At 59.4% G+C, this 24,677-nt stretch carries 23 protein-coding genes; 6 read left to right on the forward strand and 17 right to left on the reverse strand.

Annotated features, from left to right (window positions below; translation table 11 throughout):
• Positions 1–301: 301 nt before the first annotated feature.
• The 3 genes from rpmA to QP884_RS03095 all read right to left on the reverse strand — a co-directional run bounded on the left by rpmA (position 302) and on the right by QP884_RS03095 (position 5,021).
• On the reverse strand, positions 302–580 hold the full coding sequence (rpmA, locus tag QP884_RS03085; protein WP_005329214.1) for a 50S ribosomal protein L27: 279 nt from the start codon (positions 578–580) through the stop codon (positions 302–304).
• A 42-nt stretch (positions 581–622) separates the two neighbouring features.
• Complete coding sequence (gene rplU, locus QP884_RS03090) at positions 623–928, reverse strand: 50S ribosomal protein L21 (RefSeq protein ID WP_005324077.1); 306 nt, start codon at positions 926–928, stop codon at positions 623–625.
• A 226-nt stretch (positions 929–1,154) separates the two neighbouring features.
• Positions 1,155–5,021: a translation initiation factor IF-2 N-terminal domain-containing protein gene (locus tag QP884_RS03095; RefSeq protein WP_284820661.1), complete on the reverse strand. Its 3,867-nt coding sequence runs from the start codon at positions 5,019–5,021 to the stop codon at positions 1,155–1,157.
• A gap of 203 nt (positions 5,022–5,224) precedes the next feature.
• On the opposite strand from QP884_RS03095, the gene QP884_RS03100 reads away from it, so the two are divergent.
• Positions 5,225–5,992, forward strand: coding sequence for a hypothetical protein (locus QP884_RS03100; RefSeq protein WP_179386876.1), 768 nt, complete (start codon positions 5,225–5,227; stop codon positions 5,990–5,992).
• On the opposite strand, the gene arsB is transcribed toward QP884_RS03100, so the two are convergent.
• A complete protein-coding gene (gene arsB, locus QP884_RS03105; protein ID WP_284820663.1) occupies positions 5,989–7,053 on the reverse strand; it encodes an ACR3 family arsenite efflux transporter in 1,065 nt (354 codons plus the stop codon). The genes QP884_RS03100 and arsB overlap by 4 nt on opposite strands.
• A gap of 108 nt (positions 7,054–7,161) precedes the next feature.
• Between arsB and QP884_RS03110 the strand changes: the two genes are divergently transcribed.
• Positions 7,162–7,512, forward strand: a complete 351-nt coding sequence (locus QP884_RS03110) for a metalloregulator ArsR/SmtB family transcription factor (RefSeq protein WP_284820665.1) — start codon at positions 7,162–7,164, stop codon at positions 7,510–7,512.
• 270 nt (positions 7,513–7,782) lie between these two features.
• Here the strand turns inward: QP884_RS03110 and ndk are convergent, their stop codons facing one another.
• The 6 genes from ndk to QP884_RS03140 form a co-directional block, all read right to left on the reverse strand.
• The gene (gene ndk / locus QP884_RS03115; protein WP_284820666.1) at positions 7,783–8,193 is read right to left on the reverse strand and encodes a nucleoside-diphosphate kinase; all 411 of its coding nucleotides are present in this window, start codon (positions 8,191–8,193) and stop codon (positions 7,783–7,785) included.
• Between the two features lie 78 nt (positions 8,194–8,271).
• A complete protein-coding gene (locus tag QP884_RS03120) occupies positions 8,272–8,583 on the reverse strand; it encodes a hypothetical protein (protein ID WP_239192356.1) in 312 nt (103 codons plus the stop codon).
• A 46-nt stretch (positions 8,584–8,629) separates the two neighbouring features.
• Positions 8,630–9,142, reverse strand: a complete 513-nt coding sequence (locus QP884_RS03125; RefSeq protein WP_284820667.1) for a DUF4233 domain-containing protein — start codon at positions 9,140–9,142, stop codon at positions 8,630–8,632.
• A complete protein-coding gene (folC, locus tag QP884_RS03130; protein ID WP_284820668.1) occupies positions 9,139–10,674 on the reverse strand; it encodes a bifunctional tetrahydrofolate synthase/dihydrofolate synthase in 1,536 nt (511 codons plus the stop codon). The genes QP884_RS03125 and folC overlap by 4 nt, the downstream gene beginning before the upstream one ends.
• Complete coding sequence (locus QP884_RS03135) at positions 10,674–13,394, reverse strand: valine--tRNA ligase (RefSeq protein ID WP_284820669.1); 2,721 nt, start codon at positions 13,392–13,394, stop codon at positions 10,674–10,676. Before QP884_RS03135 ends, folC begins: the two co-directional genes overlap by 1 nt.
• A gap of 80 nt (positions 13,395–13,474) precedes the next feature.
• Positions 13,475–14,425 (reverse strand): malate dehydrogenase, encoded by a 951-nt coding sequence (locus QP884_RS03140; protein ID WP_284820670.1) that lies wholly within the window; start codon positions 14,423–14,425, stop codon positions 13,475–13,477.
• A 373-nt stretch (positions 14,426–14,798) separates the two neighbouring features.
• Here QP884_RS03140 and QP884_RS03145 point away from each other — a divergent pair, with 373 nt between their 5' ends.
• Positions 14,799–15,566 carry a TetR/AcrR family transcriptional regulator gene (locus tag QP884_RS03145; protein WP_284820671.1) on the forward strand — a complete coding sequence of 256 codons (768 nt, stop codon included), beginning with the start codon at positions 14,799–14,801 and terminating at the stop codon, positions 15,564–15,566.
• 7 nt (positions 15,567–15,573) lie between these two features.
• Here the strand turns inward: QP884_RS03145 and clpX are convergent, their stop codons facing one another.
• Positions 15,574–16,869 carry an ATP-dependent Clp protease ATP-binding subunit ClpX gene (gene clpX, locus QP884_RS03150; RefSeq protein WP_005324061.1) on the reverse strand — a complete coding sequence of 432 codons (1,296 nt, stop codon included), beginning with the start codon at positions 16,867–16,869 and terminating at the stop codon, positions 15,574–15,576.
• A gap of 229 nt (positions 16,870–17,098) precedes the next feature.
• On the opposite strand from clpX, the gene fabG reads away from it, so the two are divergent.
• A complete protein-coding gene (gene fabG, locus QP884_RS03155; protein ID WP_284820672.1) occupies positions 17,099–17,866 on the forward strand; it encodes a 3-oxoacyl-ACP reductase FabG in 768 nt (255 codons plus the stop codon).
• A gap of 99 nt (positions 17,867–17,965) precedes the next feature.
• Here fabG and QP884_RS03160 read toward each other — a convergent pair whose 3' ends face one another.
• From QP884_RS03160 to QP884_RS03185, 6 genes are all read right to left on the reverse strand, one after another.
• Positions 17,966–18,220: a hypothetical protein gene (locus tag QP884_RS03160; protein WP_005324057.1), complete on the reverse strand. Its 255-nt coding sequence runs from the start codon at positions 18,218–18,220 to the stop codon at positions 17,966–17,968.
• Positions 18,221–18,383: 163 nt separating this feature from the next.
• The gene (locus QP884_RS03165; protein WP_005324056.1) at positions 18,384–18,674 is read right to left on the reverse strand and encodes a hypothetical protein; all 291 of its coding nucleotides are present in this window, start codon (positions 18,672–18,674) and stop codon (positions 18,384–18,386) included.
• A gap of 3 nt (positions 18,675–18,677) precedes the next feature.
• A complete protein-coding gene (locus QP884_RS03170) occupies positions 18,678–19,976 on the reverse strand; it encodes an inorganic phosphate transporter (protein WP_239192327.1) in 1,299 nt (432 codons plus the stop codon).
• A 316-nt stretch (positions 19,977–20,292) separates the two neighbouring features.
• Positions 20,293–21,795, reverse strand: coding sequence for a peptide MFS transporter (locus tag QP884_RS03175; protein WP_284820675.1), 1,503 nt, complete (start codon positions 21,793–21,795; stop codon positions 20,293–20,295).
• A gap of 236 nt (positions 21,796–22,031) precedes the next feature.
• Positions 22,032–22,655: an ATP-dependent Clp protease proteolytic subunit gene (locus QP884_RS03180; protein ID WP_005324052.1), complete on the reverse strand. Its 624-nt coding sequence runs from the start codon at positions 22,653–22,655 to the stop codon at positions 22,032–22,034.
• A 20-nt stretch (positions 22,656–22,675) separates the two neighbouring features.
• On the reverse strand, positions 22,676–23,275 hold the full coding sequence (locus QP884_RS03185; RefSeq protein ID WP_005324051.1) for an ATP-dependent Clp protease proteolytic subunit: 600 nt from the start codon (positions 23,273–23,275) through the stop codon (positions 22,676–22,678).
• Between the two features lie 138 nt (positions 23,276–23,413).
• Here QP884_RS03185 and QP884_RS03190 point away from each other — a divergent pair, with 138 nt between their 5' ends.
• Positions 23,414–24,094: a metal-dependent transcriptional regulator gene (locus tag QP884_RS03190; protein WP_005324050.1), complete on the forward strand. Its 681-nt coding sequence runs from the start codon at positions 23,414–23,416 to the stop codon at positions 24,092–24,094.
• Between the two features lie 115 nt (positions 24,095–24,209).
• Positions 24,210–24,677: a class Ib ribonucleoside-diphosphate reductase assembly flavoprotein NrdI gene (gene nrdI / locus QP884_RS03195; protein ID WP_005324049.1), complete on the forward strand. Its 468-nt coding sequence runs from the start codon at positions 24,210–24,212 to the stop codon at positions 24,675–24,677.

Here is a 24,677-nt window from a genome sequence, read left to right on the forward strand (position 1 = left end):
TGAAGCATTCTGAGCGCATTTGCGCCATAGCTATTCCAATAGCTCAATTACCCCGAAACCACCGCTTCCATTGAAATTCGCATATGCGGCACAGTGTCACCTGGGTGATGCCTACCAGATTCCTAAAGCTCTACATCGGTAAGGCGGTTTATTTGCCCTCCCCCAAAGCCGACGTGAGAAGGGAGCGGTCTGTGGCTTCGCAGCACCACAACCAAGATCGCTTATAAAACGAGAATATCCCCGAACCACTCCCACTTTGAGTAAGAGCTTGTTCGGGGATATTTTCTTAGTCGGCCTGAAGTTAGGCAGTTGCTTCTGCAGCAACCTCTTCAGCCGGAACAATGTTGACCATACGACGGCCACGCTTCATACCGAACTCAACGGAGCCAGCTGCAAGCGCGAACAGGGTATCGTCGCCGCCGCGGCCTACGTTCTCACCTGGGTGGAACTTGGTGCCGCGCTGACGCACGATGATCTCGCCGGCATTAACCTGCTGACCACCGAAGCGCTTGACACCGAGACGCTTGGACTCGGAATCGCGACCGTTGCTGGAGCTGGAAGCACCCTTCTTGTGTGCCATGTGGTTTTCCCTCCTTTAGGGATAATTACAGCCGGTTAAGGCTTACTTGATACCGGTGATCTTCAAGGTGGTCACAGGCTGACGGTGGCCCTGACGCTTCTTGTAACCAGTCTTGTTCTTGTACTTCAGGATATCGACCTTCGGGCCCTTACCCTGCTCAACGATTTCTGCGGAGACAGAAACCTTCTCCAAGTCGGAAGCCTTGGACTTAACATCGGCGCCATCGACGAGCAGAACCGGGGTGAGAGCTACGGCAGAGCCTGGCTCACCCTCGATCTTCTCGACCTTGACGAGGTCACCTTCAGCAACCTTGTACTGCTTGCCGCCGGTCTTGACGATCGCGTACATAGAGGGTTACCCCTTATCTAAACTCGCTCGGAAGCAACCGGGGAGGCCGCGTTCCGAATGGACACTTACATATTGCGTTTAGTTCCCGCGCGAACATGCCCGCACAGCTCACTAAGTGAGTGTCGGACTGATCCAGCGCCGTGAGTACTAAACAGCGACTGTCAAAGACTACCCCGTAGCGGGCACAAAATACAAACCACGCTTTTTGTGCCCGCGTGGCGTAGCCCTAAGACGTGCTTCGCCGTGCTACGCGGCGTCGGCCGCGCCCAGACTTAGCCCGCGCTTTTTCCTGGGGTGCACCGCTTCCTGCAGCCTGGTTCTGAGCGGCGTTATCCTGCGCCTTTGGAGCCTTGGCGCTTGCCGACGCCCCCTTCTTGCGCACCGCCCTCTTCTTTCCGCGGCGCAGCACCTTGGTATCGCCCGTGGCCGCCCGCTGGCCAGCACCGGAACGATCCGACGAGCCATCCTGCTGCGTCGAACGGCTCGGGGCGGTCTTCGCTACCTTCGGATTCTCTGCTACCGCCTTTTTAGGAGCGGCCTGGCGCACGGCACGGCGACGCCCACGGCCCTTGCCACCGGCACGCCCCGCGCGTGCGGCGCCAGCGGCCTTTTCATGACGCTGCTCGGCGGACCCGCCCGCCTGCTTGTGTTCGTGCTCCTGCGCCTTTTCCTTGACCTCGTGCGGCACACGCGAGGTAGTCCGACGCTTGGCCTGCTGGGTGCGCACCGAACGACGGCGGCCACGCCCGCGAGCCTTGCGCTCTTCGCGTGAGGCCTGCTGCCCGTGCTGGGCTTCAGCCCGGCTAGCGTTACCGTCGCCGTCGGCAGAGTCCTGCTCACCGGCGACCGCGAAATCCTGCGGCTGCGGGCGCCTATCGGAGCGCGAATTGCCGCGGGTGCGGCGCTTGCGGCGCGGGGAAGCCTCAAACTCGGCTACTGCCTCGTCATAGGTCTTTCCAGTTGCTTTCTCCGGAGCGGCTTCCTTTTCCAGTGCCTTCTGCTCGCCGCCTGCAGCCTCGCGGGTTACCTTCGACCGGCGCGTCGCCCGGCGCGGCTTCTTGCCACGCTTGGAGCCGGCCCCTGCACCAGGGTGTGCCTGAGCAACGGCACCCGAGTCCGCGTCCGTATCCGCATCGGGGACATAGGAATTAAATTCCTGCACCTCGTCGCTCTCGGCCGCATTATCCGCCGCGGCATACGCGATGGCCTCGATATCGGATACCTCAGTCTGAGTGCGCTTGCGCGCGCGGCGACGACCGCGTCCACGTCCGCGCTCCTTGCTGCGGTCGTGGTCTCCGCTGTGCTCTTCCGATCCAGCGTGGGACTGAGCCGGACCGCGCTCATCCACAACAACGTTTGCTACGAGGTCTTCCAACGACGTCTTCGCAGATTCTCGCGCGGCCTCTTCGCTCTCGGTACCGTAGACCGGCGCCTGGGTCTTCTTAAAGCGCTTAGGCTTGGAGGAGCTCTCGCGGGCGTCGTCAAGCTCGTGCTTATGCATCGCCACCGCAGTCGGGTGCTGCTGCGGATCGTGGTGCTGCTTCTTGTGTGCCTTGGACTTGCGGCCAGAATGCTTGGAGCGCTGATCGTCCTCGGCCTCGTCCACCGGATACTGGTGAATGATGATGCCACGGCCGTTGCAGCACTCGCACTCGGTGGAGAAGGTCTCCACCAGGCCGGTGCCTAAGCGCTTGCGGGTCATCTGCACCAAGCCCAGCGAGGTGACCTCGGAGACTTGGTGGCGGGTGCGATCGCGGCCCAAGGCTTCCTTCAGGCGGCGCAGCACCAGATCCTGGTTTTCTGGCAGGACCATATCGATAAAGTCCACGACGATCATGCCGCCGAGATCGCGCAGGCGCATCTGGCGCACGATTTCTTCGGCCGCCTCGAGGTTATTGCGGGTAACGGTTTCTTCCAGGTTGCCGCCGGAACCGGTGAACTTGCCGGTATTAACATCAATGACGGTCATGGCCTCGGTGCGGTCAATAACCAGCGTGCCGCCCGAGGGCAGCCATACCTTGCGCGAGAGCGCCTTATGCAGCTGCTCATCAATGCGGTAAGCCTCGAATGCATCCTGCCCGCCGTGGTCCTTGGCGCGGTAGCGCACCACGCGGTCCGCAAGGTCCGGCGCCATGGAATCCACATAGGCGCGGACGGTATTGAAGGAACGCTTGCCATCGACGATGAGCTCGGTGAAGTCCTCGTTGAAGAGATCGCGCACCACCTTGATGAGCATGTTTGGTTCTTCATACATGGTCACCGGCTTGGCGCCCTTGGAAGATTTTTCCTTCTTAGCGTGTGCCACGATGTCCTCCCACCGGCTGTGCAGGCGGTTGACGTCGGTAGCGATTGCCTCTTCTGGGACATTCTCGGCGGCGGTGCGGATAATCGCGCCGCCATCGCCTGGAACCACGCGGCCGAGGATATCCTTCAAGCGCTTGCGCTCCGGGGCGGGCAGCTTGCGGGAAATACCGGCGCTGCGCCCGCCCGGTACGTAGACCAGGTAGCGGCCAGCGAGGGAAATCTGGGTGGTAAGTCGCGCGCCCTTGTGACCAATGGGATCCTTAGCCACCTGCACCAGCACCTGGTCACCAGACTTCAGGGCGTTTTCTACCTTGCGGGCGCGCCCGTGCAGCTTGGTCTTGCGCCAGTCGATTTCACCGGCGTAGAGCACACCGTTTCGGCCCTGTCCGATGTCCACGAAGGCCGCCTCCATGGACGGCAGCACGTTTTGGACGCGGCCCAAGTAGATATTGCCAATGAGCGAGGCTTGGGACTCGGTGGTCACGAAGTGCTCGACCAACAGGTCATCTTCTAACACGCCCACCTGGGTGATAATGCCGGCGCCGTCCTCGCGCTCCTTATCGCGCACCACCATGGTGCGCTCCACGGCTTCGCGGCGGGCAAGGAACTCTGCTTGGGAAACGATGTGCTGGCGGGTGCGGCCCTTTTCGCGCAGTTCGGCCCGGCGGCGCTTCTGCGCCTCGATGCGCGTGGAGCCACGGATGGCCTTCGGCTCTTCAATGTGCTCGGGCTCGCCTGCCTGCTCTTCACGCTTTGCACCGGCGCCGCGTCCACGGGATGCGCCACGGCGCCCACGGCGGCGGCCCTCAGACTTTCCGGAACCGCGGTCGGAGCCGGAGTGCTCGCCGCTACCTTCGGCGGAGTCCGCAGCGCCCTCATTGTCATCGCGTGCGGAGTCGTCGGCAGCGAAGTCCTCCTCCTCTGCGTCTACTGCCGGTGAGAATGCCGCTGCCTCGTCCTGCTGCGGGGCCATGAAGATAGGCGCAAAGTCATAGTGCCCAGAATCCTCCTCGGACTCGGCACGCGGGACGATGTGCGGGGCGTAGTAGTCATCCTCGAAGTCCTCGCCGGCCTCGGCCAGCGCCTCGTGCAATTTCGCCGCATCAACCGTTCCGGTATCGAGTGCACTAGCCGGTGCTTCGCCCGCCTCACCCGTGGCTTCTACTGCTTCGGGGGCTGCCGCTTCAGCGTCCTCAGGCTCCTCGGCGGCTGCGCCAGTTTCGGCTGCGGCCTGGGCCAGCGATGCCTCTACCTTGTCTTCGATCTGGGAAATTTCATTGTCCACGTTCTTACGCACGCGGTGGCGCAGGTGTTCTTCGTCTTCCGCGGACTGCTCCCCCTCCCCTGCCTCGGCGGCATCTGCCGGCTCTTCGGGTGCCACGGCAGCGGACTTACGGGTGGCCTTGCGGGCGCGCTTGGCGCGCTTCTTAGCTGGCTTCTTTTCCTTTTCCTCGTCCGCGTTCTCTTTCGATTGTGCGACGGCCTCGCCTTTGGCCTCTTCAGCCGGTGCTTCGGTGGTGTCGCCCGAGGGGGCGTCGGCAACCGCGGCGGCGTTCGCTACGGTATCCAGCACCTGGCCTGCTTCCTCGCGGGAAAGGGAGCTCTGCGCGCTCTTTTTCAGGCCCATGTCTTTAAGCTGTGCCACCAGCTCGCGCGAGGAAAGCCCCAACTGCTTGGCCAGGGAATACACGCGGGTCTTGTCCTTTAGTTGGCTACGGTCCAGGTTCTGGGCCAAAGACGCCGCTGCCTTGAGGCTTTCAGTTGTTTCTTGAGAGTTCTGTGCCACCATGTCCGGGCTTACTCCTGTACATCGTCTGTATTTGGCGCGGCCTCGGGCGCAGGCACGGCCGAAGACCGTACCGCCGCCGCACGAGGCATAGTGCGCGCTAAAAAAGTTTGTGGGATATGAAGTTATGCCGCGTCTCGTACGCGCTATCCCCCATTGTGTCACAGAACCGCGGCCAAGCTAGCAGGCGGTGTTATGTTGGCGGGGTGGCAGAACTAGCACGAATCCCCGCGCGCGAACTCGCGCAGTACCGACAGCGCAATGAAGTCCCGGTGCGCTCCGCACTTTACTTTGGCGTACCGGCCGGCTTTGCCATTGGCTTCGCCAACACGGGCGTGGATTATATGTTGATGGGAGCCGGCGTTTTTGCCGTCTTTGCGGTGCTGGGGTTGGTGCACCTCATCCGCAATTACCCGCGCGGCATCAACGCTGCGCAAGAGGAATTCCGCGATGGCGACTATCCCACGATTGCTTATATCGCACCGTTTATCCCGATCGCTGCGCCATTGGTCATGGCGCCACTGAGCGCAGCCGGCCTGCTCCCAGAGGTAGAGCTGGCCCCGCCCGTTGCCGGGATGCTGTCCGGCGCGTGGTGGGCCTTTGGCTTGCCGTTGGGCATCTGGAGCATGTTTTCCCAGTCCTTCCGGATCGGCCGGCGCCGTATTAACAAGATCCTGGAAAAAGACCCGCTCGACGGGGTTACGGAGGCTCGCTTGGAGCTTGCCGACGCCCACTCGGACATCCTCACCGCCCTCGTCGCCGCCGGCGCGGTGCAGGGAAACACGATTAATTCCACTGCCCTCTCGAAGTTCATGAAGGTAGACCTCGACCCTCTATCCGAACAGCTCGATGCTTTAGCAAAGGCGGACCTGGTGAAGCTGAGCCGCATGGGACTGCGCACCGCGCCCGCAAAGTGGACCATCACCATCACGCCGACTGGGGTTCGCTGTCTGTATCAAGTGGGCCGACGCTAACTTGGCAAGCTTTTGTCTCCTGGGAAGAGCTTCGGGCCTATCCAGAGCATTATATAAACGAGGCCCACGAGCACTGGGATTTCAATCAGTGGCCCAATGGTACCGGCAAGGGCCTGTGCTGACGCAGCACCAAATGTACCGATGGAAACTGCAATGGCTAGCTCGAAGTTATTTCCGGCTGCGGTAAAAGCCACGGAAGCGGATTGCGCGTAGTTCATTCCTTCGACCTTTGCCACGCCCAAAGCTAGGAAAAACATTCCAACAAAGTAGAGGACCAACGGAATCGCAACTCTCACCACGGCTGTCGGCTGTGCTACCAGCTGCTCGCCTTGCAGCGAAAACAGCAGCACGATGGTGTAGAGCAAACCAATCATCGCCAAAGGCGAGACTGCCGGAAGGAAGCGGTTTTCAAACCATTCGCGGCCTTTGACCTTTTCTCCCCACACCCGTGAGAGCACGCCAAGCAGCAGGGGGATTCCTAGGAACACAAGAACCGCAGTGACAATGGACCAGAAAGAAAATTCAACAGAGGTGGTGTCTAGACCTAACCATCCAGGTAGAACTTGCAAGTAGAACCAACCCATGACGCCAAACATGGCTACCTGGAATACAGAGTTTATGGCGACAAGAACGGCGGTGGCCTCCCGATCGGCGCAGGAGAGATCGGACCACACTAGGACCATTGCGATACAACGGGCTAGCCCAACGATAATCAGGCCGGTTCGCAGCTCTGGCTGATCGGCAAGAAATATCCACGCCAGCGTGAACATCAATGCAGGCCCCACCAGCCAGTTCAACACAATCGATACCACCATCAACCGGCCATCGGCAGCAATATCTCGGGTCTTTTCATAGCGGACTTTAGCCAGGGGCGGATACATCATAACTAGCAGGCCCAGCGCGATTGGAAGAGAAATACCGCCAACCTCTAGAGCAGACAGTGCTTCTCCAATGCCTGGCAGGAAGTGGCCTATCAATAGCCCCACAGCCATGGCCATGATGATCCACACAGGGAGGAATCTATCGAGAAATGACAACTTTGGGCGTTGCGTAACGGCCATGGCTCTCCTTGTGCGACGAGGAATTCAACTTTCGAACAGTACTTTAATCGCCCATATTGATACTCGTCAATATAACGGAATGGGAGGCAGACTCCTTATACTGTGTACATGGACCCCTCCCCTAGCAATGCCGATAGCCCCCCGGATGCACAGTGCTGTTCCCTGAGCAGTGGCCCGCTCAGCCAGGGCGACTCCCTCCGCTTTTCCCAGCAATTTAAAGTACTTGCTGACCCCGCCCGCCTGCGCCTGCTATCCATATTGTGCGACGAGGGCTGCGGCCCGATGAGTGTTACGGAGCTGACCGCGCTATCCGGCCTGAGCCAACCGACGGTATCTCATCACCTCGGCAAGTTGAGGGAATCCGGTCTCTTAATCAAGCAACAATCGGGCCGTACCGTTACCCATCGAGTGCAAAAGGAAGCCTTCCGCACACTGCGCCAGTTACTCTCCTTCGATTAGGAGAACTCCAGTCCTAGTCTGAGAGGTGAATGACCTCGCGTGCATTATCCTCAGCAATGCTCTGCCGCGTTAAGCACCTTCAACCCCCGGAACAAAACGCCTGCTCAAGTTCTGCCTCTATACGTATTTGCGGCTTTGCCGTTTCAATACTTATTCAGGGTAGGGCCGGATACTCGGTATGCGGCTCTACGCCTGGGCTTATGGGTCAAGCAACAAATAAAGCCCGAGCCTACAGGCTCGGGCTGAATGATGCGCTAAGTGCGCAGAAGTTTAGAGGTTCGGGAACCAGATAGCGATCTCGCGCTCAGCGGACTCTGGGGAGTCAGAGCCATGCACGATGTTCTCGCCAACGGTCAGAGCAAAGTCACCGCGGATGGTGCCCGGGGTGGCCTTGGAGACTGGGTCGGTGCCGCCAGCCAGCTGACGCCATGCCTCGATGGCGCGCTCGCCCTCAACAACACCAGCGATAAGCGGTGCGGAGGTGATGAACTCGACGAGCTCACCGAAGAATGGCTTGTCCTTGTGCTCCTCGTAGTGCTTCTCCGCAGTCTCGCGGTCAGCAACGCGCAGGTCGAGCTCGGCCAGCTTCAGGCCCTTGCGCTCGATGCGGGAGATGATTTCGCCTACGTGGCCGTTCTTTACGCCGTCCGGCTTGATGAGAATCAGTGTACGTTCAGTCATGCCCCACACTGTACCGAAACCGCACGCCCGCGTCGCGTGCTGGGGTACGCCTTGGGGTAAAAGTATGGGGGTCCAAGGCTATGCGAGTTGTTTAACTATCTCTTCAGCGCGCTCCTGCGAGGTGCCCCGAAACCACAGGCGTACCTGGCCTACTGCGGCGCCAAACTGGCCATTGGCCAGCAGGCGTTGCAGCTCCGCGCGCTGCTCCTTATCCAAATCCTCAAAGGTGGCTTCTTTGGCCGGCTCGAAGTTGCTCCGCAGGGCCAAAACCAGAAAAACGCCGCCAATGATGAGGGCAACTAGCGGTAGCCATGGCGTTCCCGTAGCGGCGCGGGCTACCACCGCGGCGATGCAGGCGAGTGCGGCAAGGACGAGATAGAGATTGCGCATGAGCGCTAGTCTATCGCGTCTGCCCCACCAGCCGAAGGTATCGAGCCTATTTCTCGTTGAGGTGCTGCGTGGTGAGGTATCCGCGCTTCATGCGGGCGATGAGGTTGCTGCGCAGGTAGACGGCCAGCAGCCACTCCATGCCAAAGATGATGAAGATGGCGGCCACAGCCCAGTGGACCATAAAGCCCACAATGACGCACAAAAGCTGTGCCCACACAATGACGGACAGCGCCCACTTCTTATTCATGAACGCGATCATCACGAGGTGGAATACCACTGCGGCGATGACAAAGCCGTAGTTGAAGGGGGTCCACAAGGTACCGTCATAGAGCTTGTAGAGCATCGGCAGTGCGAAAGAAAGGGCGAGCGCCTCCATGGTCAGGGAGCTGGCAATGACCATCCCGTTGAAGCTTTTAAGTGGGTCCTTGACTGGGGCTTGGCCCATGCCGAGGGGGCCGATCTCGCTTTCGGGGACCTGCTCCTCGCGGCCACGGGCGCGGGTGCGGCGGGGCGGGCGGGGCTGGTGCTCTCCGCGCGGGTGGTGATTATCGAGGCTCATGCAGGTTCCTTTCCAAACATCGCGCGGGCATCACCAGCGGTGACGACCGAACCAGTGATGATGATGCCGGAGCCGGACTGGACCTCGGCGTCCTCGGCAAGCTCCACGGCCTGGGCATAGGCGCCCGGCAGGTTATCGGCTACGTACACTCGCTCCTCGCCAAAGATATCGCGGGCGGTCTCTGCCAAGTCGTAGGTATCGAGCGCGCGCGGCGAGGAGTTTTGGGTGATGACGACCTCGGTGAGGTAAGGCTCGAGTGCGGTGAGGATGCCGGTGGAATCCTTATCCGCGAAAATCGAGAGCACACCGATGAGGCGGGCGAAGTCGAAATCGCGGTCCAGCGCCGCGCCGAGGGCCTTGGCGCCGTGGGGGTTATGGGCGGCGTCAATAAACGTCGTCGGCGAGGTGCGCACGCGCTCCAAGCGGCCAGGAGAAATTGCCTGCGCGAAGCCATTGCGCACGGTGGCAACATCCAGCGGGTGGCCGGCCGAGGCGCCGAAGAATGCCTCCACCGCGGCAAGGGCCACGGCGGCATTCTTGGCCTGGTGCTCGCCGTGCAGGGGCAAGAAGATATCCTCGTACAGGCCGCCGAGCCCCTGGATATTAACCTGCTGGCCGCCGACGGCGATGCGAGACTCGAGGGCAGCAAATTCGGAACCGGAGCGGGCCACACCCGCCTCCACGTCTACGGCCTGCTGCAGGATAACCCGCATTGCCTCAGGGTCCTGTTCCGCGATGACCACGATGTTTTCGTTGGGGGTCAGCGGATCATCGGCATCCTCGCGCGGCTTGATAATGCCAGCCTTTTCACCGGCAATCTCTGCGAGGGTTTCGCCCAAGTAGTCCGTGTGGTCCAAGCCCACCGGAGTGATGACGGAGACGTCCGCATTGACCACGTTGGTGGCATCCCACCGGCCGCCGAGGCCGACTTCAACAACGGCGACGTCCACGGGGGCGTCGGCAAACGCGGCATAGGACAAGCCAACGAGGACCTCGAACTTGGACATGGGGACGTCCGACTGGGCATCGACCATCTCCACAAAAGGCTTGATCTCGTGCCAGATGCGCACATAATCGCGCGGGTGGATGGGCTGGCCATCGATGCCGATGCGTTCAGTGACCCGCTGCAGGTGCGGGCTGGTGACAAGGCCGACGCGGCGGTGGAAGGCGCGCAGGAGCGAATCCACCATGCGCGCGGTGGAGGACTTGCCGTTGGTGCCAGCAATGTGGATGACATCGAAGGAACGCTCAGGGTGGCCGAGCAGATCCATGAGCATCTCGATGCGATCGAGGGAAGGCTCAATCTTGGTCTCCGGCCAGCGCTCGTTGAGCTCCTCTTCGACTTCCGCGAGGGCGCGCAGCTCCTCGGCCGACACCTCTTGCGGTGCGGCCTCGTTGTACTCGTCCTCGCTACCCATGCCCAAGTTGAGCGTCAGGCCGGACTCGGTGATTTCTACCGGTCCACCGTCAGTGCCTTCTTTGAGGGCATCGACGATTTCGAAGTCCTCAGTCTCCTTGTCCTTGTCCGCCACTACTTCAGGCCCTCCAAACGGCTGGTGATGCGCTCGACCTCTTCGCGGGCAACCTGCTGGCGCTCCTTGATCTTATTGACCACTTCTTCCGGTGCCTTGGACAAGAAGTTCTCGTTGCCCAGCTTCTTGCCGGTCTGCTCCAGTTCCTTATTGGCCTTGGCCAGATCCTTTTCCAGGCGCTTGCGCTCGGCTTCCACGTCCACTGCGCCGTGGGTATCCAGGGTGACCTCCACGGTGGCCTGGGAAAGGCGCACCTCGATGGAGGCGGAAGGATCGAAATCCTCGTCTGGGACGGTGGTATTGGCCAGGTTGCGCACCAGTTCCTCTTGGCCAGCGAGATCCGCTGCGGCGAAGTCGAGGCGGCCCGGCACCTTCTGGGAAGGCTTTACGCCCTGGTCAGAGCGGAAGCGGCGCAGCTCAGTGATGAGCTTATCGGCGTCCTCGATGCGGCGGGCGGCCACCTCATCCTTGGTGGCGCCACCATTGGTATCGGCAACGGTAGGCCACGGTGCAACGACGATGGACTCGCCGCCGGTCAGCGCCTTCCACAGCACCTCGGTGACGAATGGCATGGTCGGATGCAGTAGGCGCAGGACGACGTCGAGCACGCGGCCCAACACGATCTGGGTATTGCGGCCCTGCTCGCTTACGCCATCGCGCGGGATCTGGGTCTTGGCAATCTCCAAGTACCAGTCACACAGCTCGTCCCAGGTGAAGTGGTAGAGCAGCTCGTTGGCCTTAGCAAACTGGTAGTCATCCAGGTAGTCATCCACCTTGGCACGGACCTCTTCGGCGCGGTCAAGGATCCACCGGTCGGCGTCGCTAAGCTCCGCGCGGTTCGGCAGCGTGGCCACTCCAGCGCCGTTCATGAGCGCGAACTTGGTGGCGTTAAAGAGCTTGGTAGCAAAGTTGCGGGCAGCCGCGGCGGCGTCGGAGCCAAGCGGCAGGTCCACGCCAGGGTTGGCGCCGCGGGCAAGGGTAAAGCGCAGGGCATCCGCACCGTAATCGCGCACCCAATCCATCGGGTCAATGCCGTTGCCCAAGGACTTGGACATCTTGCGGCCCTGCTCATCGCGGACCAGGCCGTGCAGGTACAGATCCTTGAACGGAACCTGCGGGCGGCCATCGGTGCCCTCACCCAAAAGCTCCGGGGTGTGGCTGCCGGCAAAGGTGCCAAACATCATCATGCGGGCCACCCAGAAGAACAAGATGTCGTAGGCGGTGACCAGCACGTTGGTGGGATAGAACTTCTCTAGGTCCGGGGTCTTTTCTGGCCAGCCCAGGGTGGAAAATGGCCACAGCGCGGAGGAGAACCAGGTATCCAGCACGTCCGGGTCCTGCTCGTAGCCTGCCGGTGGCTCCTCATCTGGGCCGACACAGACGATGTCTCGCTGGCCGTCCTCACCTTCTGGCCCATACCAGATAGGAATGCGGTGGCCCCACCACAGCTGGCGGGAGATGCACCAATCGTGCATGTCATCGACCCACTCGAAGTAGCGCGGCTCGAGCGACTGTGGGTGCAGGGTGGTATCGCCCTCGCGCACGGCGTCGCCAGAGGCCTTGGCCATCTTGGCCACGTCCACGAACCACTGCAGGGACAGGCGCGGCTCGATGGGCTCGCCGGAGCGCTCCGAGTGGCCCACGGAGTGGACGTACGGGCGGATTTCCTTGACAATGCGGCCCTGCTCGCGCAGTGCCTCGCGGATCTCCACGCGGGCTTCCTCGCGGGTCAGGCCGTCGAAGCGGGTACCGGTATTGGCAATGTGGCCGGTGGTATCGATAACGGTGGGCATCTCCAGGTTGTGGCGGGTGCCCATCGCGTAGTCATTCGGATCGTGGGCCGGGGTGATCTTCACCGCGCCGGTACCGAATTCCATATCCACGTAGTCATCGGCGATGATCTTGAGCTTCAGGTCATCGCGGAACGGGTGCGGTAGCTCCTTGCCCACCAAATCGGCGTAGCGCTCGTCGTCTGGGTGTACGGCGATGGCGACGTCACCCAGCATGGTCTCCACACGGGTGGTGGCCACGATGAGGTGCGGTTCATCGTCATTGAGCGAGCCATAGCGGATGGAGACCAGCTCGCCCTCGACGTCCTTGTACACCACCTCGATATCGGAGACGGCGGTCTCAAGCACCGGCGACCAGTTCACCAGGCGGTTGGCCTGGTAGATCATGCCCTCATCGTAGAGGTTCTTAAAGATGGTCTGGACGGCGCGGGAGAGGCCATCATCCAAGGTGAAACGCTCGCGGGACCAGTCCACGGAGTCACCGATGGCGCGCATCTGGTTCTGGATGGTGCCGCCGTACTGCTCCTTCCACTCCCAGACCTTGTCAATGAATTCTTCGCGCTCATAGTCCCAGCGCTTTTTGCCCTCGGTCTCCTTGAGCTTGGCCTCGACCTTGGTCTGGGTGGCAATGCCGGCGTGATCGGCACCGGGCAGCCACAGGGTGGCGTAGCCCTGCATGCGCTTGCGGCGGATAATGGAATCAATCAGCGTGTGGTCCAGGGCGTGGCCCATGTGCAGCTGGCCGGTCACATTTGGCGGCGGCAGCACGATGGAATAAGGCTCGGCCTCCGAATTCGCATCCGGGGTGAAGTAGCCCTTTTCTACCCAGCCCTCATAGAGGTCCTTCTCTACGGCCTGCGGCTCCCACGACTTAGGCAGGGCATCGGCGCGGTTGGTACCAACTAATTGCTCATTATTTTGCTCAGTCACCTGGCCGATTCTACCTTGCACGTCAACCGGCTCAGCCAGGCAGGGTGCGCACCGAGTATGAGGTGCGCACCAAGCGGGTTTTAGAGCAGGTCCGCCACGGCCTTGCGCTCCTCGCGCAGCTCGGCCACAGAGGCCTCGATGCGCTCTTTTTGGAGCTCACTAAGCTCCAGTCCCTGCACGATCTCCCACTGGCCGTTGCGGCTGACCGTGGGGAATCCGCAAATAAGGCCCTTGTCGACGCCGTAGGATCCGTCCGATGGCACCGCCGCAGTGCGCCAGTCCTCGGTGCCATGGATCCAGTCATGCATGTGGTCCACGGCTGCCGACGCCGCCGAAGCGGCCGAGGAGCTGCCGCGTACCTCAATAATCTCCGCACCGCGCTTGGCCACCTTGGGGATCATTTCCTCGCGGTACCAGTCCTGGTCCACCTCCGCGTTGGAGTAGGTGATATCCGGGAACTGGCTAGCGGAATGGTTGCCCCAAACCGCCACCTTGGTGAAATCGGTGGTGGACTTGCCCGTCTTCAGTGCGAGCTGGCTCAGGGTGCGGTTGTGGTCCAAGCGCATCAAAGCGTTGAACTGGGAGTTATCCAAATCCGGCGCATTATTCGCAGCGATGAGGGCATTGGTATTAGCCGGGTTGCCAACAACGAGCACGCGGACATCGCGCGCGGCGTAGTCATTGATGGCCTTGCCCTGCTTGGTGAAGATGGCGCCATTGGCCTCCAGTAGGTCGGCGCGCTCCATTCCCTTGCTGCGCGGGCGAGCACCTACAAGAAAGGCGGCGGAGGTGTTCTCAAAGGCTTCCTTGAGATCATCAGTAACCGTAATGGAGTTAACCAACGGCAGGGCGGAGTCATTGAGCTCCATGGCAACACCTTGGGCCTTTTCCACCGCAGCGGGAATTTCCAGCAATGCTAGGTCTACCGGGGTGTCCTTGCCGTACACATCTCCAGCAGCGATGCGCCACAGCAGCGAATACGCGATGTTGCCGGCGGCGCCGGTGACAGTGATTTTGACGGGCTGGGTCATGGTGTAAAGCCTCCTCAATAATGGCTGTGACATGGGCGGCACACGCGAGCCAGATTGCTCGCACCGCCAGGGAATGTAATCCATCACCGAGCTTAGCCCCACCGCCAGCATTCGCGCTGTGAATCTGGCCCCCTCTTTTGGAGGGAAAATCTAGGGCCCTTGCGTTAAATTACCCCCATTTACCTCAAAATTAGCGCCCCCAATGGGCCAGATACTCCCGCACGGGGTGATTAATCGGGCATGATAGGAAAAGGAAATGCGGGACACTCCCCCACGCTGCACACCCAGAATGCATAGGGATTGCCAACTCCCGCACTATTAGACATCAGTTCACCGCGCCACCGCCGCGCCGCAAGGATTAAGGACTTATGCAATGAGCACAGAGAATACTGACCCACTGCAGGCTGCAGACCAGGCGGATTCTCCTCACGCTGCCCACGCGGAATCCGTCAGCATTGACTCCGTGGTGGACGTTGCGATCAAGCAGTTTTCCCGCTTTGGCTTTACAGAAACCAAGCTAGAGACCATCGCCCAAGAATCCGGCATGTCCAAGCGCATGATTCATTACCACTTTGGCGATAAGAAGGGCTTGTACCTGCGTGCGCTGAGCACCGCCGCGCAGCGCCTTAATCCGCCTGAAGATGCCCTGGAAATCGATACCGCAGTTCCGGTCGAAGGCGTGCGCAAGTTGGTAGATTGGCTTTTCCGCGAGCGCGTTGCCAACCCGGACGCCATCCGCATGCTGGTATGGGAAAGTAATCAGCAGATTGTGGACCCGGCACAGCAGGCTATTGCCGACGTCGCCGGGGTGGCCCTCCACCTTGACCGCTTGCTGCTCTTGGGCCAAGACGCCGGCGCCTTCCGCCCAGGCATTTCCGCCAATGACATCTTCACCTTGATTTCCTCGTTGACGGTCTACCGCGTGACCAATCAGGTGATGGTGGAAAACATGCTGGGCGTGAACTTCAATACCCAAGAAAATATCGACGGCATGCATAGGCTCACCGTCGATGCTGTGCTGGCGTTTTTGACCGCCAATATTCCGGACTCAGGCCACGAGTCCTACCTCACCTCGTCCTCGTTCGATACCAAGGAAGGCGACGAGGCCTCCCCGCAGGATATCTACAGCGAGGAGTACTAGCGCCGGCTTAAGCGGATTCCTTTGCCTCATCCTTATAGCTAAACTGCGGCTCCGCTCCCTCGGTCACGCACTCCCGCGTGATGTGTACCGTGGCAATATCCTCGCGGTCTGGCAGGTCGTACATGACTGGGACCAAAAGCTCTTCCATGATGGCGCGCAGGCCACGCGCACCCGTCTTGCGTTCCAAGGCGAGCTCCGCGATGGCATCCAATGCCGCTGGCTCGATGTCCAATTCGCAGTCATCCATCTCAAAGAGGCGGCTGTACTGCTTAACCAGGGAGTTCTTGGGCTCGGTGAGCACCTTGACCAAAGATTCACGGTCCAGGTTATCCACCGTGGCCACGACAGGCAGGCGTCCGATGAACTCTGGAATAAGACCGAACTTCACTAGGTCCTCGGGGCGCACCTGGGAGAAGAGGTCAACCTTTTCGCGCTCGTCCTTGGTATCCAGGTTGGCGCCAAAGCCCACGCCCTTCTTGCCCACGCGATCCGCAATGACTTGGTCCAACCCAGCGAAAGCGCCGGCGACGATGAACAAAATATTGGAGGTATCCAGCTGGATAAACTCCTGGTTCGGGTGCTTGCGCCCGCCTTGCGGCGGGATGGCCGCCACGGTGCCTTCCAGGATTTTCAGCAGGGCCTGCTGCACGCCCTCGCCGGACACGTCGCGGGTAATGGATGGGTTCTCGGACTTGCGGGAAATCTTGTCCACCTCGTCGACGTAGATGATGCCGCGCTGTGCGCGCTCCACGTCAAAGTCCGCGGCCTGCAGCAGCTTCAACAGGATATTTTCCACGTCTTCGCCCACATAGCCGGCCTCGGTGAGGCTGGTGGCATCGGCGATGGCAAAGGGGACATCGAGAAGCCGGGCCAAGGTCTGCGCCAGGTAGGTCTTACCGGAACCGGTGGGGCCCAACATCAAGATATTGGACTTAGAGATCTCTACTTCATCGCCCTCGGCCTTCTTGCGGCGGGCCTCCAACGCCGCCGACTCTTCGGCCTTGATGCGCTTGTAGTGGTTATAGACCGCCACAGACAGCACACGCTTGGCCTTGTCCTGGCCGATCACGTACTTATCGAGGAAGGCGGAAATCTGCGAGGGCCGAGGCAGGCGCACCTCCGCATCGGAGGATTCTTGCGCCTGCTCTTGGCCCAGTTCCTCTTCGATGATCTCATTGCATAGCTCGATGCACTCATCACAGATGTAGACACCGCCGCCGGCGATGAGCTTTTTCACCTGCTTCTGACTCTTGCCACAAAAGGAACACTTGAGCAGGTCAGCGCTTTCTTGCATACGTGCCATTAAGTTCTTTCACACTCGCTTTTCGTACCGCTATCCACAGTTGGAAGGACGATTCTACCCTTCCGAGCGGCTTCATCTTCATCTGTTTCTAGCTTAGTAAATCAACCCGACAGGCCCTTCATTCATTCCCTCCCGCGTGGCGAATTTCCCAGGCCCTTCCTGCTCTTGCGGCATAAACTAGAAGGTGAAATCACCCTCATTCCACCCCTTTTTTAGGAACAGGAGCATCATGTTCGATCTCACAGGCCGGGTAGCCATTGTCACCGGCGGCGCCTCCGGCATTGGCCGCGGCATCGTCGCCTCGCTGCGGGAGGCCGGCGCCACCGTCATCATCGCCGATATCGACTTAGACCACGCCACCGCTACTGCCAAGGAGTTGGGTGCCAGCGCCATTCGCGTGGACGTCACCGACCGCGCTTCGGTTAAGGACATGTACCGCCAGGTCACTGCCGAGCACGGCGGCTTCGACATTGTGTGCTCCAATGCCGGCGTCTTTCCCAACTGCCCGCTGGCAGAGATGACCGATGATAAGTGGGAGGCGATGTTTGCCATCAATACCCACGGCACCTTCAAGGTGGTCCAGGAGGCGCTCCCCTATCTCAAGCAACGCCGCTATGGACGCATCGTTATTACAACGTCTATCACCGGCTCGCACACGGGCTTTCCCGGTTGGGCCCACTACGGCGCTTCCAAGGCCGCGCAACAAGGCTTTATGCGTTCGGCCGCACTCGAGGTGGCCCGCGATGGCATCACCATCAACGGGGTCCTCCCAGGCAATATCCTCACCGAGGGCCTCGAGGCCCAAGGCCAGGAGTACCTCGATCAAATGACGCGCTCGGTACCGCTGCACCGCCTGGGCACCCCGCGCGATATTGGCACTGCAGCAGCCTTCCTAGCTTCGGAAGAGGCAGGCTACATCACCGGCCAAACACTAATTATCGATGGCGGCCAGCTTCTGCCCGAGACCCCTGAGGCCATACTGCCGCCGCGCGATTAGCCGCGCTTGCCGACGCCCCCGTGTACCCCACGCAGCACAAAGCCCCCTGCTGCACACTGTGCGGCAAGGGGCCTCGTGGGGATTTCATTCAGTTGCTGCTTACTGCAGCCAATCGAAGTCGAGCAGGAAAAGTTCCGCATCGAGCATCTCGTGTTCATCCGGAGCATGACCGGTGACGGTTTCTAGCGCCTCTGCTACGTCCTTAGTAGTAGCAGGGGTCTTATCAGCGTCAAGCAGGGTTTCTGCCACCAAAGCGCGAACCGGAGCTTCTGAAACGGTGTCCAGGCCGGTTCCAGTGGTGGAGCCCTTGAACGCATCAGCGATGCCGTCCATCAATGTACGCATCTTGTTCATTTCTCACACCTCCATGTGGCTTTCTCTCTGTTTGATAGAGAAGAATATACGCGGCACACTTCCACTAAGCAACCCCTAGGTCGCTTAAAGTTAACCTTTTGTTAACTTTAAGAAAGTGTGCCGCGCATCACACGGAAGGTTTACCCTCAGGCAAGAGGATTCTTTATAGGTCACCGAACGGCGTAAAGCCGAAGTAGTGGTCCAGCGTATCGCGAGCAATCCACATGATGGCCACGAGAATGACTACGGCCAACACCGCATAGACGGTCCAGCCCAGTACCTTCATCTGCGTACTTGCCGGAGTATCGCCCACGACAACGCCGTTGTCGTCACGAATTGGATCACCGGTCATGCACCGCATGCCCAGAGAGAACAGGAGCGGAATGCCAGCGCCGAAGACCAGCGCCAAGCCTGCAACGTGAATGAGGGACTGGAAGATTTCTGCAGCAGTCATGGTTTAGCGCTCCTCTTGAGCAGTAGACGGCGCGGAGGCATCCTCCGCCTTGGTTGCGGATACTGGTGCGGCACCGGCAGCAACTGGCTCCTTGCGGTCAGAGCCCGCACCCATGGAGGAATCCACGGACTCGGAGTTTGGATCCCAGTCGTTGTTGACGTTGGAAGCATCCACCGGGTTCATGCGGGAGCGGATAACGATAAGTGCGGCCATTGCCAGCAGCAAGACGAAGTCCACGATGGCGCCGGTTGCTACGTTGGTAAAGGAGGAGACGCCGTGTGCCAACCACCAGGTAGCAAAGCCCACGAACGCAGCGCACGGCAAGGTGATGAGCCATGCGGACACCATGCGCATGGCCACACCCCAGCGAACCTCAGCACCGCGACGGCCCAGGCCGGTACCCAGGATAGAACCGGTGGACACGTGGGTGGTAGACAGTGCCATACCACCGGTAGCAGAGGTCAAGATGATCGCTGCGGAGGTAGCTTCCGCGGCCATGCCCTGCGGGGACTCAATCTCCACCAGACCCTTGCCCAGAGTGCGGATAACGCGCCAGCCGCCGGACAGAGTGCCGGCCGCGATGGCCACAGCACAAGAAACGATAACCCAGGTAGGAATGCGGGCGTCGGCAACTGCATGCCCAGAGGCAACTAGCGCCAGGAAAATAACGCCCATGGTCTTCTGCGCATCGCCAGCGCCGTGCGCCAGGGACACCAGGCAGGCGGTGACGATCTGACCGTGGCGGAAGTGCTCGTTCTTCGCCTTGTTGGGAATGGTGTTGGTTACCCAGTAGATAAGGAACGTGGCACACGCCGAAACCAGCGCCGCGATAATAGGCGAGGCAACGGCTGGGATAATGATCTTGCCGGCAATGGAAGACCACTCCACGCCAGTCGAGCCCATCGCAGCGAAGGCGGCACCGATGAGGCCACCGAACAAGGCGTGGGAGGAACTGGACGGCATACCCAGCAACCAGGTGAACAGGTTCCAGATGATGCCGCCGATAAGGCCGGTGAAGACGACCATCAAAAGCGCCTGGCCATCGGTGTCAGCGGCGGCGCCAGACAGGTCGTAGGAATCAAGGTTAACGATGCCCTTTGCCACGGTCGCAGCAACGTTGACCGAAAGGAAAGCACCGACAAGGTTGAGGACTGCGGAGATTGCCACCGCAGTAAAAGGCTTCAAAGCACCGGTGGCAATGGACGTAGCCATCGCGTTGGCAGTGTCATGAAATCCGTTCGTAAAGTCAAAGGCAAGGGCGGTTACCACCACAATGCCGAGGATAATCAGAGTCGCTGTCACAGCGTTGGCCCCTTGGAAAGAAAAGATGAACACGGTACGCATCTGCGGCGCCTTCACGCGTCGCGGACGAATGCAGAATACTCCTGCGCGAAACTACAGACAATTGCTTTTCTTTAATGTTTTCTTTGGTCAACCTTTAATTAACCTACCCGAGGGCAGAATTGTCGCCTTGAAAGCTCAGAATAGATAGATTTTCCCAGCTCATACCGAGCAATCCCCTCAGCCCGACCGGTCAGCCCAAGTGATGAAAACCACTAAGGGAGGTATACCACCATGGAGCCGGTATACCTCCCATTCAAGGGCGCTTTTGAACCTCCTAACGGAAGGTGGAAAATTTCTTTACCACCCAGCGGCTGAGAACAAGCAGAATGCCGCCCAGCACGATGGACGCAACGCCAAGGGAGATAAAGAAGGTGTTTTCCGCGCCCGCATCGTCTGGGTTATAAAAGCCAGCCAAGGAACCAGCCAGCGACGTACCCATAGCGACCGCCATCATCCATACCGCCATCATACGGGACGGGAACGCTACCGGCGCCACCTTGGTAGCTAGGGCATTGCCCACCGGCGATAGGAGAAGCTCCGCCATGGTGAAAAGGAAGAGGATGAAGATGATGGCATACATCGGAGTGGAGTTCGCTTCCCCGCCCGAGAAAGGAAGGAAGAAGAACAGGGAGATGCCGATGACGATATTGGCGACACCAAACTTCACCGGGGTGGACCACTGCCTATCCCCTAGCTTCGTCCACATCGTCGCAAAGACTGCAGAGAAAATAACAATAAAAATCGGATTAATGGACTGCACCAGTGATGGAGGGATTTCCCAACCAAACATGTGACGGTCCAAGCGCACATCCGAATAAATCGTCATCACGGTGAACTGCTGCTGGAAGATGCCGAAGAACAACACGCCGGAAACGAACATCGGGATAAAGCCGAGCAGGCGGTTCTTTTCCTCGCGGGTCACCAGCTTCGAGGTATACATCTGAATCCACAGATAAATTGCAGCTACAAGAGCCACCGCGGTAACAATATTGGACAACCAATCAACCTGAATGGCTCCGGTAGCCAATGCTCCCACCATGACCACGACAACGGCAGCAACTGCCACCACGCCCATAAGTAGCTGCTTGGGGCTAGCCGGGTTTGGTACCTCGTGTCCCGCGTCCTTAATTGTGGTCTTGCGCATTACGGAGTACTGAATCAGGCCGAGCGCCATGCCAATCGCCGCGATACCGAAGCCCCAGTGGAAACCCTGCCAGCCCCAGAGGGCGGTGGTAAGGAGCGGACCAACAAGTGCACCGATATTGACGCCCATATAGAAGATGGAGAATCCACCATCGCGGCGCGGGTCATCCCGGCTGTACATGGAACCAAGCACGACCTGTGCAGTAGTCTTAACGCCACCGGACCCAACCGCAATAAGAACCAGGCCAATGGCCAACCCCGTAACCGCAGGGATAAACGCCAACGCGAGGTGGCCAACCATCACCATGACGGCTGAGTAAAACAATGTGCGCTCGGCACCCAGAACTCGGTCGGCGACAAGAGAAGCCAACAAGCAGGCCATGTAGACCAAGCCGCCATAGGCACCCACGATGGACGTCGCGTCCGCGCGGTCTAGACCAAGACCACCATCGGTAGTGGCGTAATACATGTACAGCAGAACTAGGGCCTGCATGCCGTAGAAGCTAAAGCGCTCCCACATTTCCACGCCAAAGAGGTTGGCCAATCCCCAGGGGTGGCCAAAGAATGTGCGCTCGCCGCTCTGCGGTGTGGGCGCAGCCGCCTGGGCCGCCGCGTCAGATGTGTGTTTCTCCATAAAAATATCTGACCACTTGGAGGTCTAAATCACAAATCGACCATTATAAGTTTAGTGTCGCACGATAGAAATAAACCTAACGACCTGCAGATATTGCGCAGAGAGACTTACCCCATTCGGGTGCAGCAAGAATTACCGGACATTGCCCCTTCCCTGCCCCACAATGCTGAAAGCCCCTGCCTCACAACCGGAACTCGGTTGAGCGGCAGGGGCTACCTAGAATGAGTTATTCCAAATTAAGCGTTGAGCTTGCGGTAATCAAAGACCGTATCGATGATGCCGTATTCAACGGCTTCCTGAGCGGTCAGAATCTTATCGCGATCCGTATCAATGCGGATCTGCTCAGCGGTACGACCGGTGTGCTCAGACAGGGTGGTTTCCATCAGCTTGCGCATGCGCTCAATCTCGGCGGCCTGGATCTCTAGATCAGAAACCTGACCCTGAGTACCCTGAGTTGCCGGCTGGTGAATGAGCACGCGGGAGTTCGGCAAAGCTGCACGCTTGCCCGGCGCACCGGCGGCAAGCAGCACAGCTGCCGCCGAAGCGGCCTGGCCCAAGCACACAGTCTGCACGTCCGGGCGGACGTAGCGCATGGTGTCATAGATGGCCATCAGCGCGGTAAAGGAGCCGCCCGGGGAGTTGATGTACATCGTGATATCGCGGTCTGGGTCCTGGGACTCCAGGACCAGCAGCTGCGCCATGATGTCGTTAGCGGAGGTGTCATCGACCTGGGTGCCCAGGAAGATGATGCGCTCCTCAAACAGCTTGGAGTACGGGTTGGTTTCCTTAGTGCCCTGTGCGGACTGCTCAATGAAGGACGGCAGAACGTAGCGGGAACTTGGCATCTGGGACTGATTCATAGTGATTTTCTCCTTATTCCCTAGTTGCTCAGCGGGCCGTTAACGGACTCAATGACGTGGTCAACAATGCCGTAGTCCTTGGCCTGTTGGGCGGTCATCCAACGGTCACGGTCGGAGTCCTTGGTGATCTGCTCAAAGGTCTGGCCGGTGTGCTCGGCAATGAGCTCCGCCATCTCCCGCTTGGTCTGAGCAAATTGCTCAGCCTGGATGGCGATGTCCGCAGCGGTACCACCGACACCAGCGGAAGGCTGGTGCATCATAATGCGCGCGTGCGGCAGAGCGTAGCGCTTGCCCTTGGTGCCGCCGGAAAGCAGGAACTGACCCATGGAGGCAGCCAGGCCCATGCCGTACGTGGCAATATCGCACGGCGAGTACTTCATGGTGTCATAAATAGCCATGCCCGCAGTGACAGAGCCACCCGGGGAGTTGATGTAGAGCGAAATGTCGCGAGTGGGGTCCTCGGCGGACAGCAGGAGGATCTGGGCGCACAGCTTGTTCGCAATCTCATCATCGACCTGGGTTCCCAGGAAGATAATGCGCTCGCGCAACAGGCGCTCGTACACGCTATCGCTCAGATTCATACCCGTAGACGACGAGTTCATTGAAATCTTCTCAGACATTAGTGGTTCTCCTTCAAGTGAAGAATGCTTTAACTGGCCCCACCTTACCGGCATTCCTCTCAAACTTGGCCTCTGTTCGCTATGAGCGTTGGGCCACAGCGCCAAAGGCGCACACGGAAGCTGGGTTAACATTTACTCATGTCTGTTTCCGAGCTGTCCACCAGTACCCAGAACTATTTGAAAGCTATCTGGGGGCTAAAGGAATGGTCATCCGAGCCCGTTACCGCCACGCTTATAGCGAAACAGCTGGGACTCAAGCTCTCCTCGGTTTCCGATGCAGTGCGCAAAATGGCGAAGCAAGGGCTCGTGTCACACACGCCCTATGGCTCTGTGGAGTTAACCGAACTTGGCAGGCAGTACGCATTGGTCATGGTGCGCCGTCACCGATTGCTTGAGTCTTTTTTGGTTCAAGCATTGGGCTACACCTGGGACGAAGTCCATAATGAAGCCGAAAATCTCGAACACGCGGTGTCTGACATGCTCATAGAACGTGTGGATAAGTTCCTTGATTACCCCACTAGGGATCCGCACGGCGATCCTATCCCTACGGTTGATGGACAGATCACCATCCCCAGTGCGCATCGCCTCACCGACAGCGGTGCACAATCGCAGGTGACCGTGGAACGCATTTCTGATTCCGACCCACAACTGCTGAAGTTCCTTGAAGAGCGCGGCATTGTCACTGGGGCTGTTCTTAGCACGCGCGAGGGAGCGCCCTTTTCAGATTCTCTCGAAATACAGGTGGCCGGCGGCACTCAGTGGGTAGTACTTGGACGCCCAGCTACCGACGCAGTGTTTGTAGCACACCACAACCTTTAGACATTCCCCTTTGCATTAATCCTGCTCTCACCTGCCCTTTTCAAAACTACGTTAGACCGTAGTTGCAACTACGGCATTGCGTAGTTAGTCTTTTTGAATATCACCTACCCCACTTATGGCTAAGGCCAGGATGAGCAGGATTGCCATGTCAGACTCACCAGATTTGGTGTACTTTTCCAGCGTTTCAGAGAACACGAAAAGATTCGTCGAACGCTTAGATAGACCCGCGGTGCGCATTCCACTGCGCCCCAAGAAAACCGGGATGATCCAGGTTTCACACCCGTACGTACTCATCGTTCCCACCTACGGCGGCGGCTCGCTCAAACGCGCAGTCCCCAAACAGGTCATCGACTTCCTCAATGACCCAATCAACCGCTCCTTTATCCGGGGCGTTATTACCTCAGGGAATACCAACTTCGGAAGTGCTTACTGCGTCGCCGGACGCATCATTTCCGCCAAGTGCCACGTACCGGAGCTGTATCACTTCGAGCTTCTCGGCACCCAGAAGGACATCGCCGCCGTAAAGCAGGGCCTTCAGAAGTTTTGGGAGCAGCAAAAGCAGCTAACGATGACACCCCATTAA

It is taken from the genome of Corynebacterium tuberculostearicum, from assembly GCF_030229345.1.
In the GTDB taxonomy this organism is placed as follows: domain Bacteria; phylum Actinomycetota; class Actinomycetes; order Mycobacteriales; family Mycobacteriaceae; genus Corynebacterium; species Corynebacterium tuberculostearicum_G.

Bases quoted from the DNA above. Each gene is read 5' to 3' on its own strand.
- QP884_RS03160 (WP_005324057.1), bottom strand. From the start codon at position 18,220: ATGAACAAGATGCGTACATTGATGGACGGCATCGCTGATGCGTTCAAG.
- QP884_RS03110 (WP_284820665.1), top strand. From the start codon at position 7,162: ATGGACCCCTCCCCTAGCAATGCCGATAGCCCCCCGGATGCACAGTGC.
- QP884_RS03120 (WP_239192356.1), bottom strand. From the start codon at position 8,583: ATGCGCAATCTCTATCTCGTCCTTGCCGCACTCGCCTGCATCGCCGCG.
- QP884_RS03185 (WP_005324051.1), bottom strand. From the start codon at position 23,275: ATGTCTGAGAAGATTTCAATGAACTCGTCGTCTACGGGTATGAATCTG.
- QP884_RS03180 (WP_005324052.1), bottom strand. From the start codon at position 22,655: ATGAATCAGTCCCAGATGCCAAGTTCCCGCTACGTTCTGCCGTCCTTC.
- clpX (WP_005324061.1), bottom strand. From the start codon at position 16,869: ATGGCACGTATGCAAGAAAGCGCTGACCTGCTCAAGTGTTCCTTTTGT.
- QP884_RS03145 (WP_284820671.1), top strand. From the start codon at position 14,799: ATGAGCACAGAGAATACTGACCCACTGCAGGCTGCAGACCAGGCGGAT.
- QP884_RS03190 (WP_005324050.1), top strand. From the start codon at position 23,414: ATGTCTGTTTCCGAGCTGTCCACCAGTACCCAGAACTATTTGAAAGCT.
- rplU (WP_005324077.1), bottom strand. From the start codon at position 928: ATGTACGCGATCGTCAAGACCGGCGGCAAGCAGTACAAGGTTGCTGAA.
- QP884_RS03175 (WP_284820675.1), bottom strand. From the start codon at position 21,795: ATGGAGAAACACACATCTGACGCGGCGGCCCAGGCGGCTGCGCCCACA.
- QP884_RS03125 (WP_284820667.1), bottom strand. From the start codon at position 9,142: ATGAGCCTCGATAATCACCACCCGCGCGGAGAGCACCAGCCCCGCCCG.
- rpmA (WP_005329214.1), bottom strand. From the start codon at position 580: ATGGCACACAAGAAGGGTGCTTCCAGCTCCAGCAACGGTCGCGATTCC.
- ndk (WP_284820666.1), bottom strand. From the start codon at position 8,193: ATGACTGAACGTACACTGATTCTCATCAAGCCGGACGGCGTAAAGAAC.
- QP884_RS03165 (WP_005324056.1), bottom strand. From the start codon at position 18,674: ATGACTGCTGCAGAAATCTTCCAGTCCCTCATTCACGTTGCAGGCTTG.
- nrdI (WP_005324049.1), top strand. From the start codon at position 24,210: ATGGCTAAGGCCAGGATGAGCAGGATTGCCATGTCAGACTCACCAGAT.
- QP884_RS03140 (WP_284820670.1), bottom strand. From the start codon at position 14,425: ATGACCCAGCCCGTCAAAATCACTGTCACCGGCGCCGCCGGCAACATC.
- fabG (WP_284820672.1), top strand. From the start codon at position 17,099: ATGTTCGATCTCACAGGCCGGGTAGCCATTGTCACCGGCGGCGCCTCC.
- QP884_RS03095 (WP_284820661.1), bottom strand. From the start codon at position 5,021: ATGGTGGCACAGAACTCTCAAGAAACAACTGAAAGCCTCAAGGCAGCG.
- arsB (WP_284820663.1), bottom strand. From the start codon at position 7,053: ATGGCCGTTACGCAACGCCCAAAGTTGTCATTTCTCGATAGATTCCTC.